This window comes from Bradyrhizobium sp. Bra78 (genome assembly GCF_024519855.1).
Taxonomy (GTDB): Bacteria; Pseudomonadota; Alphaproteobacteria; order Rhizobiales; family Xanthobacteraceae; genus Bradyrhizobium; species Bradyrhizobium japonicum_G.
Genome location: NZ_JALJRE010000008.1, coordinates 123,447 through 136,219, shown reverse-complemented (window position 1 = coordinate 136,219; position 12,773 = coordinate 123,447). Strand labels below are relative to the sequence as shown.

The 12,773-nt window shown below is 65.5% G+C and carries 9 protein-coding genes; 3 read left to right on the top strand and 6 right to left on the bottom strand.

Going from position 1 to position 12,773, the window contains the following annotated elements:
* Positions 1–6 precede the first annotated feature (6 nt).
* The 4 genes from rnz to OC450_RS19190 form a co-directional block, all read right to left on the bottom strand.
* Positions 7–912, bottom strand: a complete 906-nt coding sequence (rnz, locus tag OC450_RS19205) for a ribonuclease Z (RefSeq protein ID WP_262048454.1) — start codon at positions 910–912, stop codon at positions 7–9.
* Between the two features lie 67 nt (positions 913–979).
* Positions 980–1,963 (bottom strand): antibiotic biosynthesis monooxygenase, encoded by a 984-nt coding sequence (locus OC450_RS19200; RefSeq protein ID WP_256806815.1) that lies wholly within the window; start codon positions 1,961–1,963, stop codon positions 980–982.
* Between the two features lie 14 nt (positions 1,964–1,977).
* Complete coding sequence (gene guaD, locus OC450_RS19195; protein WP_211383406.1) at positions 1,978–3,375, bottom strand: guanine deaminase; 1,398 nt, start codon at positions 3,373–3,375, stop codon at positions 1,978–1,980.
* A gap of 15 nt (positions 3,376–3,390) precedes the next feature.
* Entirely contained in the window at positions 3,391–4,608 is a 1,218-nt protein-coding gene (locus tag OC450_RS19190; protein WP_262048453.1) for a multidrug effflux MFS transporter, read from the bottom strand.
* Positions 4,609–5,118: 510 nt separating this feature from the next.
* Here OC450_RS19190 and OC450_RS19185 point away from each other — a divergent pair.
* Positions 5,119–6,615: an amidase gene (locus OC450_RS19185; protein WP_256806821.1), complete on the top strand. Its 1,497-nt coding sequence runs from the start codon at positions 5,119–5,121 to the stop codon at positions 6,613–6,615.
* 1 nt (position 6,616) lies between these two features.
* Here the strand turns inward: OC450_RS19185 and OC450_RS19180 are convergent, their stop codons facing one another.
* Positions 6,617–7,222: a TetR/AcrR family transcriptional regulator gene (locus OC450_RS19180; RefSeq protein ID WP_256806823.1), complete on the bottom strand. Its 606-nt coding sequence runs from the start codon at positions 7,220–7,222 to the stop codon at positions 6,617–6,619.
* Between the two features lie 200 nt (positions 7,223–7,422).
* On the opposite strand from OC450_RS19180, the gene OC450_RS19175 reads away from it, so the two are divergent.
* The gene (locus OC450_RS19175) at positions 7,423–8,679 is read left to right on the top strand and encodes an efflux RND transporter periplasmic adaptor subunit (RefSeq protein WP_256806825.1); all 1,257 of its coding nucleotides are present in this window, start codon (positions 7,423–7,425) and stop codon (positions 8,677–8,679) included.
* A 165-nt stretch (positions 8,680–8,844) separates the two neighbouring features.
* Complete coding sequence (locus OC450_RS19170) at positions 8,845–12,048, top strand: efflux RND transporter permease subunit (RefSeq protein ID WP_262048452.1); 3,204 nt, start codon at positions 8,845–8,847, stop codon at positions 12,046–12,048.
* Here the strand turns inward: OC450_RS19170 and OC450_RS19165 are convergent.
* Positions 12,045–12,773: a sulfite exporter TauE/SafE family protein gene (locus OC450_RS19165; protein WP_262048451.1), complete on the bottom strand. Its 729-nt coding sequence runs from the start codon at positions 12,771–12,773 to the stop codon at positions 12,045–12,047. The two genes, OC450_RS19170 and OC450_RS19165, sit on opposite strands and share 4 nt — an antisense overlap.

The following is a 12,773-nucleotide window of genomic DNA, read 5'->3' as shown; positions in this document are numbered from 1 at the left end:
CAGCGACTAGATCACGATGCGGTCGAAGTCGGCGGCGATCCGGGTGTTCGGAAAGATTCTTGCCGCTTCGGCCAGGATCTCTTTGTCGTCGTAACGTCCCGACATATGGGTCAGCACGAGCTGCCCGACATTGTTCGCGGCCGCAAACGCGGCTGCTTCTGCTGCGGTGAGGTGGCCGTAGTCCCGCGCGGTCGACGCATCGCGATCGAGGAACGTCGCCTCGATCACCAGCAAGTCGGCGCCAGCGACGTATTGCGACAGCCCCTCGGTGGTCTCGGTGTCGCCGATCACCACAAGCCTCCTGCCGCCGCTCGGCGGCCCCAGCACCTCCTCCGGATTGATCGTTCGGCCGCCTTCGATCACGACCGGTCGTCCTTCGGCCAGTTCTCTGCGCAAGGGACCGTCGGGGACACCAAGGGTCGTGAGGCGACCGGACAACAGATGGCGGCGCGAGGGTCTTTGAAAGGAAAAGCCGAAACTGTCGGTGTCACGATGGCGGACCGGAAAGCAGTCGATGGTGAAGTCTCCGGCGTCGACGATCTGTCCCTCGGTCAGAGGCGCGAACGCCACCGGGATCGGCGCCCTGCCCTCGCCCCACAGGCCTGCGAGCATGCGGGCGACGGTGTCGAGCGTACCCGGGCCGCCATGAATGGTCATCGCGTCGGAGTTCTGCCGCAAGCCGAGTGTCGAGAAGAGGCCGGGGATACCGAGCACGTGATCGAGATGAGCGTGCGTCAGCAGGATGCGGTCGAGCCGCCGAAATCCGGCGCCACTGCGCAGCAATTGGCGCTGCGTGCCCTCGCCGCAATCAACCAGAATGCGTTTGCCCGCGGCCTCCACGAGGAGAGCCGGATGGTTGCGCTCCGCTGAGGGAACGCTTGCCGAGGTCCCGAGAAATGTCAGGGCGAACATGATCGTCAGTGTCCAGCGAACGCCGCTTCCCCCGACGACACCTCAACGGTCCGCAGCGGTGGACGGCTCACCGCCCCCAATGCCACGCGATGAGCAGCGCGTACAGGCCCATCGACGCCGCGTAGAGCGCGGCAAGCAGCGCGTATCCCGCGATCTGGCGTCCGAGCGCCGCCTTCGGCCTGATCCACCAGCCGAGCGCCCTGAAGGCAGCGGGCACCAGAAGCCAGCCGAGAAGCTGGGTGCTGACGAGATTGCCGACGAACAATGACAACCAGACCGGCATGCCGTGACTGTCGATCAAGGGCGCGCTGACAAAATAGCCCCAGAGGTAGACCACGGGATAGAGCACTAGGAGTACGATGAGGTTGCTCTTCCAGATCAGGCCGGGTCCTTGCTCCGACGCCTGGACCTTGCCGGCCGGGAACCAGAAGTTGAAGCCGTAGCTCGCCCGCTTCACGTTCATGCCGGCGTTGAAGCGCGCGCCCTCCTTCAGCAGCGTCTGCCGCAACGGCGAGTCGAGCCACGCGTTGAGGTTGGCGTCACTGTCGAACGACAGGATGATGATCCATTCGTCGTGCAGGCCCGGAATTGGCCGCTCGATCTTGTGGCGCAGGAATCCCCTGAACTCGGCCTCCGCGGCCTGGATGCGCTGCTGCCATTTGAGGAAGGCATCCTCGAGTCCATCGGGGACCTTGAAGGAGATGACGGCGGAGACCGCACTGTCGCGCGCGACGCCGGTGTCGGGCAGGATGTGGACGTCCTCCGAACCGACGAAGAAACGCTGCACCTCTGCAATCAGGCGCGCGCGCACATCGCTCTGAAGCCAGGCGCGTGCGGCGGCGGGGCTTGCGAAACGCAGGATCGTGACCCAGTCCACATGCGCCGGCGGCTGCGGCGGCACCACCTCCTGCCCCAGGAAGCCGGGCCATGCCTTGAGCACCTCGCCCACCTCGCCGTTCCACCGCGCGAACGCGGCAAAGCCGTCGTCGGCGATGCGACGCTGAATGACGAGGGCGACCGGCTGGCCGGCCGTATCGGGAGATTCTCTCATCGCGGCCGTCCGCTTCAGCTCTTCTTGTAGAGACGCTTGCCCATCACCCAGGTCTCGTCGACGCAGCGGTCGTCGCCGACCATCATGACGGCGAACAGCATGCTCGCGGCCTCGTCCATCGTGCGCGGCCCATTGCCGTCGGCGATCAGCGACTGGTGCCACGCTTGCGCGGCTTGCCCGCCGTTCGGATCGAGCGCGACGAAATCGGCCTCCTTGCCGGGCTCGAAATTGCCGAGCTTGTCGTCGATGTAGAGCCCCTCGGCGCCGCCGAGCGTGATCGACCAGAAGCCGCGATAGGGCGAGAGCTTGTTGCGTTCGGCCTCGGCGAGATCCTTTCGCGTCGGGTCGATGCTGCCGTCGAGCAGCGTGTTGTTGCACATGCCGACCTTGTAGGCGTCGTCGAGCACGGAGATCATCGAGAAGCGGTTGCCGCCGCCCACGTCGGTGCCGAACGACATCTTCACGCGGTGCTCCGGATCGGTGGCGCGGCCGAGACGAAACAGGCCGCTGCCGAGGAACAGGTTCGAGCACGGGCAGAACACCACCGCCGCGCCCTTCTTCGACATGCGGCGAAACTCGTTGTTCGAGAGATAGACGCCGTGGCCACCGGAGAATTTCGGGCCGACCAGGTCGAACTTCTCGTAGACGCCGAGATAGTCCCGGCAATCCGGATGCTCGACCAGCACGCCGCTGCATTCGGCCGGATTCTCGGAAATGTGGGTGTTGACCCAGCAGTCCGGATGCTCGTGCTTGAGGCGCTGGCACACCTTGAGCAGCTCCGGCGAGGCGCCGAAGGCGAAGCGCGGCGTGATGGCGTAGAGGTTCCGACCCTTGTTGTGGTACTGCGCGATCAGCCGCTTGCTGTCGCGATAGAAATTCTCGGGCGTATCGACATAGTCGGCCGGCGCGTTGCGATCGATGCCGGTGAGGCCGGCGATCACGCGCATGTTGCGGCGGGCTGCTTCGTCGAACAGCTCCTCGGTCGAAACCGGTGAGGAGCTGGTGAAGGCCTGGCACGTGGTGGTGCCGGAGGCGAGCAGCGTGTCGAGAAAGCGCTTCACGCCCTCGCGCGCGTAGTTGCGGTCTTTGTATTTCATCTCTTCCGGGTAGACCCACATCTGGAGCCACGGCAGCAGCTGCTCGCCATAGGCGCCGAGCACGCGCGTTTGCGGCAGATGGATGTGACCGTCGATGAAGCCCGGGACGATGATGCGGTCCTTGATGTGGCTGATCTGGACGCCGGGATGTGCGGCCGCGATCGTCTCGTAGGGACCGAACGCCTTGATGATTCCGTCGGTGACGACCATGAGACCGTCCTGGTGAAAGCGTGCGGCGGCCTGCTCGTTGCCGACGTGCTTCCAGGGATCGTCGACGAAGTCGAAGAACGTGCCGCGAATACCGACGGTGGTCATGAATTGGTTCCTTCCCTAGGTCTGTGTGGCGTGTCGCGCCGAAGGCAGCGAGATCGCAAGCAGCGTGCCCGCAACGGCGCAGAGGCCGAGATAAAGCCATCCGATCGGCGCCTGCGTTGCTTCCGGCAGCACCGCCGCGATCGCCATGACGCCGCTCACCGCGAGATAGCAGAGCGCGCTGATCAAACCGCCGATCAGGCCGTGGTCGCGCTCGAACAGGCCGAGCGCCATGCCGTACATCATCGGGCACAACACGCCGCAGCCGCCGAGCACCAGCGCGCCGCCGATCGTGATCGAAGCGAAATCGAGACCGAGGGTCATGCCTGTCGCGGCCAGCACGGCAGCGCCCGCAACAAACAGCGCGAAGGCGCCAAAGCCCATCACACGGGCCGGCATCCAGTGCGCGAAATGCGCGCAGCCGAGCTCGCCGGCGAGATTGACGCCGCCAAGGCCGAGCGCGACGAGGCCGTAGATGGAAGCCGAATAGCCAAGGCCGGTCTGGTAGAAGAACGGCGCGACGACGCCGAACGCCAGTTGCGCGCTGGCCGCCGCGGCAAACACCAGCACGAAGGCCAGGAAGCCCGGACGGACCAGCGCCCCGCGCAGAATGCCGGCGGTACGGCGCGGATCGAACGGCGCGCGCCGCTCCACCGGCAACGTCTCGGGCAAGAGCAGCGCGACGATCGCGGCAACGATGGCCGCGGCGATGGCAATGACGACGAAGACGCCGCGCCAGGATGTCAGCTCGACGATGAATCCGCCCGCCGCCGGCGCAAGCACCGGCGCCAGCCCCCAGGCGGCCCCAAGCAGGCCGGAGATCGCCGTGAGCTCGCGGCCGCGAAAACAATCGGCGGCAATCGCATAAGCGACGACGAGACAGGTGCAGCCGCCGACGCCTTGCAGGAAGCGCAGCGCAAGCAGCAGCGAGGCGCTGGTCGCCAGCGCGCACGCGATGCTCATCGCGATGAGCACGGCGAACCCCGCAAGCAGAACGTGGCGGCGGCCGAGCGTATCGGAGGCGACGCCGACCGGCACCAGCGCCAAAGACATGCCGAGCATGTAGGCGGTGACGGTGTTCTGCATCGAGGCGGGATCGGCGGCGAGATCGACCACCATCTGCGGCAGGCCGGGCGTATAGGCATCGAGCGGGATCTGGCTGAACGGCACGACGCACAGCAGGATCGGCACGATCCCGCGCTTCGCGCAACCGGCGTCCGAAGCAAGTGCAGTCATGAAGCAACGCCCCCACAGTGCCCGCCCCGTCTTTTCGTGCACGCGTTGAGACGCGACGATGCAGGTTGCGGATCTTGACGCGCGGGAGCGTGCCAGAACTGTGTATAAAAACCCTTAGGGGTTCCCGTTCAATCCTGGCGGCTAATGCCCGGACCCTGTGGCGTGGTGACGCTCCGACAAAAAATGCGAAAACAACCCCATGCACAGTAGAGATCGGATCGAATCATTGACCTTTCCTTAACTTCTGTAAAAGCGAAATATTCACTTGCGCCGTCGGGCAAAACAGGCGCAGACTTGCATTATCCCCAATCGTGAGTTCGCCGCTGCACCGGACCATTAGCCGTACGGAAGGCATCGCGGTTTCGGATGATGCGGTCCCTCGACCGGCAAGCAGGTCTGGTGTCCGCGGCACCCACCTCCCCATGCCCTTGCAAAATCGCACGTTCGGCGCCCGAGCAATCTGCAGCGGGGATGGCCTCGACACAGCGATGAGATACATTGGAGTTCATGATGAACGCAGACGCCGCCGACTTGAACTACGGCTCGATCAGCGCGCTGCTGAGCGCCCTGCACGCGCGCAAGGTGTCGGCATCGGAATTGCTCGAGCACACGATCGGACGCATCGAGGCGCTGGACGGGCGCATCAATGCCGTCATCGTTCGCGATTTTGATCGCGCAAGGGACGCCGCGCGCGCCGCCGATGCCGCGCTTGGCCGCGGCGAGCGGCTTCCACTGCTCGGCATCCCCATCACCTTGAAAGAGCCGTTCAACGTCGCCGGCCTGCCGACGACATGGGGCTTTCCGCATTTCAGCGACTTTCAACCGGCGGAAGATGCCCTCGTCGTCTCGCGGCTGAAGGCGGCGGGCGCCGTCATCATCGGCAAGACCAACATCCCGATCGGTCTGCGGGATTTCCAGAGCTACAACGAGATCTACGGGACGACGAGCAATCCGTGGGACCTCGGCCGGTCGCCGGGCGGTTCCTCGGGCGGATCGGCCGCGGCACTGGCCGCAGGCTTCGGTCCGCTCTCGATCGGCTCGGATATCGGCGGCTCGATCCGGGTGCCCGCGCATTTCTGTGGGGTGTTCGGACACAAGCCAAGCCTCGGCCTGGTCCCGCTGCGCGGATACAGCCTGCCGCCGGCTCCTCCCGTCCCGGGTCAAGGTGATCTCGCGGTCGTCGGGCCGATGGCGCGCACCGCCTCGGACCTCGCATTGTCGCTCGATGTGATTGCTGGCCCCGACGAGACGCGGGACGGGATCGGCTATCGCCTTGCGCTGCCCGCCCCGCGCCACAACGACCTCAAGGATTTCAGGATCCTGGTGATCGATACCCATCCGCTGATGCCGACGGGTGATGCCGTGCGTTCGGCCATTGGGCGGTTGGCGGAACGGCTCGAACGTTCAGGCGCGCGGGTCGCGCGCGCGAGCATTTCGCTGCCCGATCTCGTCGAATCCGCGCGGCTCTACATGAAACTGTTGAACGCCGCGCGAAGTCCGCGCCTGACACCGGCCGCCCTCGCAGAGGCGCAAGGAGTTGCCGCGGCACTCTCGCCCGACGACCACAGCATGCAGGCTGAGCGCGCCCGCGGCTGGGGCATGCTCCATCGCGAATGGCTGGCGACCGACGCGGCCCGCCTGCAGCTGCAGCAACGGTGGCAGCAGTTCTTCCGCGAGTTCGACGCAGCGATCTACCCGGCCGCGGCCGTGCCGGCCTTTCCGCAAGACCAGTCCGAGCCGTTCGACGCGCGACGGCTCGACATAGATGGAAAGCTCTACAACTACTCGGATGCGTGCTTCATCTGGGCCGATCCCGCCTCGACCTGCGGACTGCCGGCGACCGCCGTCCCGATCGAGCGCACGCCGTCGGGCCTGCCGATCGGCGTCCAGATCATCGGGCCTTATCTCGAGGATCGCACCACGATTGCGCTGGCGGGACTGATCGAACGCGAGTTCGGCGGCTTCGTCCCGCCGCCGTCGCTGTCTGCAATGCAATCCGCAAGATGAATCAGGTTCTATCAGCCGACTGCGCTTCCACCGCCTGAACGGCGACGCTCGCCACCTGCCGCAGCGCCTCGCGATCGGAGCCCGAGGACGCCATCACGCCCATGCCGACGGAGACCGCCGAGACGTAGCGCGCGAGCGCGGCGGGATCCGAGGTCGGCTTGAGATCGCCTTCCGCCTTGGCGCGGATGAAGCGGTCGCGCAGCTGGTCTTCGTTCTCGGCGCGGCGGGCGGCGAGCTCGAAGGGGACGTTCTCGGAGCCGCTGCCGCAGGCGATGCCGCCCTGCACGAGCAGGCAACCGGGCGGATTGGCCGGATCGGTCTGCTTTTCGGCGATGCCCATCAGCATTCGTTCGGCGACATCGCGGGCGGTCGGAGCCGCTACCACCTCGTTCATCCAGACATTGCGCAGTTTGGTGTAGCGGTCGAGCGCGGCCTTCAGCAGGCCTTCCTTGTTGCCGAAGCAGGCGTAGAGGCTGGGCGGATTGATGCCCATCGCCTCGGTGAGCTGGGCGATGGTGGCGCCCTCATAGCCATGGCGCCAAAACACTTCCATCGCCTGGTCCAACGCCGTCTCGGCGTCGAATTCGCGGGGGCGTCCCATGCCCATGTGCCTGTCTCCTCGGGATTCGCGTTCAGCCTGAGGCTTAACGCCAATTCCTATCTATTTGTTCTAGCTTTATTTTCTCTGCCGCTTCCAATTCTTGCGGTATGCCGCTACAATTTTCTTAGTGAATGGTACATAAGTATCTTGCACTGCGGCATCCAGCTCCACATCTGTAGTGAACACTACATATCTGGAGCGCGCAAATGCATCCCTCCCAAAATTCTGACCAAAATACCGTCCGCACCGGTCGTTTCCGCCGCCTTCTCGGCGGCGTCGCCATTGTGGGCGCCCTTGCCGCAGCCGGCACGATCGCGACCGGTCATTATTTCCGTGCAGCCCAGGCGACGGCAACGGCCGCCGCGGCCGAGCAAGCCGTCTCCGTCACCGTCGCGATGATCGAGCCGCGGCAGACCGTGCTGTGGGACGATTTCTCCGGCCGGCTGGAAGCCATCAACCGGGTCGACCTGCGACCGCGCGTGTCCGGTGCGATCATGTCCACCAACTTCACCGAAGGCGCGCTGGTGAAGGCAGGCGACGTTCTGTTCAAGATCGATCCGGCGCCTTACGCGGCCGAGGTCGACAAGGCCAACGCGCAGCTCGAGGCGGCGAAGGCGCGCGTCGTGTTCACCCAGAGCGAGCTGGAGCGCGGCGCACAGCTGGTCGGCAACGCCGTGGTCACGCGCCGCGACTACGACCAGCGCGACAACGCCAATCGCGAAGCCATCGCCAACGTGAAGGCCGCCGAGGCGACGCTCCAGACCGCAAAGCTCAACCTCGACTACACCGAGGTGCGCGCGCCGGTCGACGGCCGTGTCGGCAAGTTCGAGATCACCGTCGGCAATCTCGTCGCCGCCGGCACCGCCTCCCCGGTCCTGACCTCGCTGGTCTCGGTCAACCCGATCTACGCCTCGTTCGACGCGGATGAAGAGGTGGTGCTGCGGGCGCTGAACTCGATCGCGGATGCCTCCGGCCAGCGCGGCAAGCTCGACCAGATCCCGGTCGAGATGGCGACCTCCGGCGGTCTCTCCGCGAAGGGTCACATCCAGCTCATCGACAACCAGGTCAACGGCCAGAGCGGCACCATCCGTGTCCGCGCGGTGTTCCAGAACGAGGACGGGCGTCTCATCCCGGGCCAGTTCGCCCGCGTGCGCATGGGCCAGCCGAAGCAGCAGACGCTGGTCATGATCGACGAGCGCGCGATCGGCACCGACCAGGACAAGAAGTTCGTGATGGCGGTCGGCGACGACAGCCGCGCGGTCTACCGGCCGATCACGCTCGGCGGCTCGGTCGACGGGCTGCGTATCGTGACGGCGGGGCTGAAGACCGGTGACCGCATCATCGTCAACGGCCTCCAGCGTGTGCGCCCGGGCGCCCTCCTCAAGACCGAGGTCGCCGCAATGGGCGCGCGCGGGCCGCAACAGGCTTCCAACCACAGCAACCAGGACGTGGTGCAGCGCTGACAAACTCCGTCATTCCGGGGCGCGCGTAGCGCGAACCCGGAATCTAGAAGTTTAAGAACTCCGAGCACATCACCTCGAGATTCCGGGTTCGCGGGCTTTGCCCGCGCCCCGGAATGACGGCGGAGCTGTGTGGAGACGACCAAGATATTGCCCAGGGGCAAAGCCATGAATCTCTCAAAATTCTTCATCGATCGTCCGATTTTCGCCGGTGTGCTGTCGGTCCTGATTTTCCTCGCCGGCCTGATCTCGCTGTTCGCGATGCCGATCTCGGAATATCCCGATGTCGTGCCGCCCTCGGTGCTGGTGCGCGCGACCTATCCCGGCGCCAATCCGAAGGTGATTGCGGAGACGGTGGCGACCCCCATCGAGGAGCAGATCAACGGCGTCGAAGGCATGCTCTACATGTCGAGCCAGGCGACCACCGACGGCGCGATGACGCTGACGGTGACGTTCCGCCTCGGCACCGACCCCGACAAGGCGACGCAGCTGGTGCAGAACCGCGTGCAGCAGGCCGAGCCGCGGCTGCCGGCCGTGGTGCGCCAGCTCGGCATCATCACCAAGAAGTCGTCGCCCGACCTCACCATGGTCGTGCATCTGCTGTCGCCGAACGGCCGCTACGACATGACTTACTTGCGCAACTACGCCGTGCTCAACGTCAAGGACCGGCTGGCGCGGATCGACGGCGTCGGCGACGTCCAGCTCTATGGCGCCGGCGATTATTCGATGCGGGTCTGGGTCGATCCGCAGAAGGCCGCCGAGCACGGCCTGACCGCGAGCGACATCGTCAAGTCGATCCAGGCGCAGAACGTCGAGGCCGCCGCCGGCGTCGTCGGCTCCTCCCCGAACGTCAGGGGCATCGACCTCCAGATGTCCGTCAATGCGGAAGGGCGGCTCGCCAACGAAGAGCAGTTCGGCGACATCGTGGTCAAGACCGGCACGCGCGGCGAAGTGGTGCGACTGCGCGACGTCGCGCGGATCGAGCTCGGCGCGTCCGAATACGGCCTGCGCTCGCTGCTCGACAACAAGCAGGCGGTGGCGATCCCGATCTTCCAGGCGCCGGGCTCCAACGCGCTGGAGATTTCCGACCACGTCCGCGCCACCATGGCCGAGATCAAGAAGAACATGCCGGAAGGCGTGTCCTACCAGATCGTCTACGATCCCACCCAGTTCGTGCGCTCCTCGATCGAGGCGGTCATCCACACCTTGCTCGAGGCGATCGCGCTGGTGGTGCTGGTCGTGATCCTGTTCCTGCAGACCTGGCGCGCTTCCATCATTCCCCTGCTGGCGGTGCCGGTGTCGATCGTCGGCACGTTCGCAGTGATGCACCTGTTCGGCTTCTCCATCAATGCGCTCAGCCTGTTCGGCCTGGTGCTCGCGATCGGCATCGTCGTCGACGACGCCATCGTCGTGGTCGAGAACGTCGAGCGCAACATCGAGGGCGGGCTGTCGCCGCGCGATGCCACCTATCAGGCCATGCGCGAGGTCTCCGGTCCGATCATCGCCATTGCCATGGTGCTGATTGCCGTGTTCGTGCCGCTCGCCTTCATCTCCGGCCTCACCGGGCAGTTCTACAAACAGTTCGCGCTGACGATCGCGATCTCGACCGTGATCTCGGCCGTCAACTCGCTGACGCTGTCGCCGGCGCTGTCCGCGCTGCTGCTCAAGGGCCACAACGAGCCGAAGGACAGGCTGACGATCATCATGGAGAAGGGCCTCGGCTGGTTCTTCCGCGGCTTCAACAAGGCCTTCACCCGCTCGTCGGAGAATTACAGCGGCACCGTCACCAAGGTGATCTCGGGCAAAGCCGCGGTGATGGGTCTCTATGTGGTGCTGGTCGGCCTCACCGCCTTCCTGTTCCAGCAGGTGCCGAGCGGCTTCGTGCCGGGCCAGGACAAGCAATATCTGGTCGGCTTCTCACGGCTGCCCGATGGTGCAGCGCTCGATCGCACTGAAGAGGTGATCCGCAAGATGAGCGACATCGCGCTGACCCAGCCCGGTGTCGAGAGCTCGGTCGCTTTCCCGGGCCTGTCGATCGCCGGCTTCACCAACTCCTCCAACGCCGGCATCGTGTTCTCGACGCTGAAACCGTTCGACGAGCGCAAGGGTCCAGCCCTGAGCGGGAATGCCATCGCGGCCGATCTCAACAAGAAATACGCCGGAATCCAGGAGGCCTTCATCGCGATGTTCCCGCCGCCGCCGGTCAACGGCCTCGGCACGATCGGCGGCTTCAAGCTGCAGATCGAGGACCGTGCCGGTCTCGGCTATGAGGCACTGAACGAGGCGACGAAGGCATTCATGGCGGCGATGCAGAAGGCGCCGGAGATCGCCGGTGTGTTCTCGAGCTTCCAGGTCAACGTGCCCCAACTGTTCGCCGACATCGATCGCACCAAGGCGCTCCAGCTCGGCGTGCCCGTGACGGAGGTGTTCAACACGCTGCAGATCTACCTCGGCTCCTATTACGTCAACGACTTCAACAAATTCGGCCGCACCTACTCCGTCTATGTCCAGGCCGACGCACCATTCCGTGCGCGGGCCGACGACATCAGGCAATTGAAGGTGCGCTCGTCCTCCGGCGACATGGTGCCGCTGTCGGCGCTGCTGAAGATCCGCCAGAGCGCGGGACCGGAACGTGCGATCCGCTACAACGGCTTCCTGTCGTCCGACATCAACGCGGCGGCCGCGCCCGGCTTCTCCTCCGGCCAGGCGCAGGAGGCAGCGACGCGGATCGCGGCGGATACGTTACCGCCGGGCTTTGCCTTCGAATGGACCGACCTGACCTATCAGGAGTTCATCGCCGGCAATTCTGGCCTCTGGGTGTTCCCGCTGGCGATCCTGCTGGTGTTCCTGGTGCTGGCCGCGCTCTACGAGAGCCTGACCCTGCCGCTCTCGATCATCATGATCGTGCCGATGGGTCTGCTCGCCGCGATGTTCGGCGTCTGGATCTCCAAGGGGGACAACAACGTCTTCACCCAGATCGGCTTGATCGTGCTGGTGGGACTCTCGGCCAAGAACGCGATCCTGATCGTCGAATTCGCGCGCGAGCTCGAGTTCGCAGGCCGCACGCCGATCCGGGCCGCGATCGAGGCGAGCCGGCTGCGGCTCCGCCCGATCCTGATGACGTCGATGGCGTTCATCATGGGCGTGCTGCCGCTGGTGCTCTCGACCGGCGCGGGCTCGGAGATGCGGCGCGCCATGGGCGTCGCCGTGTTCTCCGGCATGATCGGCGTTACCGTGTTCGGCCTGTTCCTGACGCCGATTTTCTACGTGCTGCTGCGGACCGTCACCGGCATGAAGCCGCTGGTGCATCACGGCAGCGGCTCCAGCGTGGCTCCGGTCCAGGAGCTACATCACGAAGGCGCAGGCCACTAGATCAGGGATATCCCCGAGACCAGCAGCAGCACGAGCACGGTCTTGCGAAAGACCGTCTCGTTGACCCGGTGAAACGCGATCACGCCGAGCGCAGAGCCGGCGAACAGCGCCGGCAGGCTGATGGCGAGATCGATGAACACCTTTGACGACAGATCCTGATGTCCCACCAGCAGCGCGATCGCGAAGACCTGCATCGCGGCGATGAAGGGCTGCACCAGACCGCGCTGCTCGCTCTTGGGCATGCCGCGCATGTCGCACCAGATGGTGGGAATCGCACCGGGCATCGCGGTCAGGCCGCCGACCAGCCCTCCCCCGAACCCAATCAAGGCGACCCAGTGCCGGCCGACAGCCTCGCCGGCCGTCACCAGCGTCGGCCGCAGCAGCATGTAAGCGGCGTACAGCGCGACGATGATGCCGAAGCCGCGCCGGAGCAGATGCGTATCCGTGCTCTGGAGCAGCGATACCGCGATGGGAACGCCGATCAATCCGCCGACGATCAGCAGCAGGCTGCCTTCCCAGCGGATGTTGCGCCGAAGTGCCCAGAGGTTGGTGGCCTGCACGCCGATGCTGCACGCCATCATCAGCGGCACGGCTTCGAGCGGCTGAAACACCCGGAGCAGAATGGCGCCCGCCACCGCCGAGAAGGCAAAGCCCGACAGCCCGGAGACGAAGGCGCCCGCGAACACGGCGACGCTCAGCAGGATCAGAGTCGTGATATCAGGCAC

What these genes read in the sequence shown, in the direction of transcription:
- OC450_RS19200 (WP_256806815.1), bottom strand. Translation starts at nt 1,963, where the DNA reads ATGAGAGAATCTCCCGATACGGCCGGCCAGCCGGTCGCCCTCGTCATT.
- OC450_RS19175 (WP_256806825.1), top strand. Translation starts at nt 7,423, where the DNA reads ATGCATCCCTCCCAAAATTCTGACCAAAATACCGTCCGCACCGGTCGT.
- OC450_RS19180 (WP_256806823.1), bottom strand. Translation starts at nt 7,222, where the DNA reads ATGGGCATGGGACGCCCCCGCGAATTCGACGCCGAGACGGCGTTGGAC.
- guaD (WP_211383406.1), bottom strand. Translation starts at nt 3,375, where the DNA reads ATGACCACCGTCGGTATTCGCGGCACGTTCTTCGACTTCGTCGACGAT.
- OC450_RS19185 (WP_256806821.1), top strand. Translation starts at nt 5,119, where the DNA reads ATGAACGCAGACGCCGCCGACTTGAACTACGGCTCGATCAGCGCGCTG.
- rnz (WP_262048454.1), bottom strand. Translation starts at nt 912, where the DNA reads ATGTTCGCCCTGACATTTCTCGGGACCTCGGCAAGCGTTCCCTCAGCG.
- OC450_RS19170 (WP_262048452.1), top strand. Translation starts at nt 8,845, where the DNA reads ATGAATCTCTCAAAATTCTTCATCGATCGTCCGATTTTCGCCGGTGTG.
- OC450_RS19190 (WP_262048453.1), bottom strand. Translation starts at nt 4,608, where the DNA reads ATGACTGCACTTGCTTCGGACGCCGGTTGCGCGAAGCGCGGGATCGTG.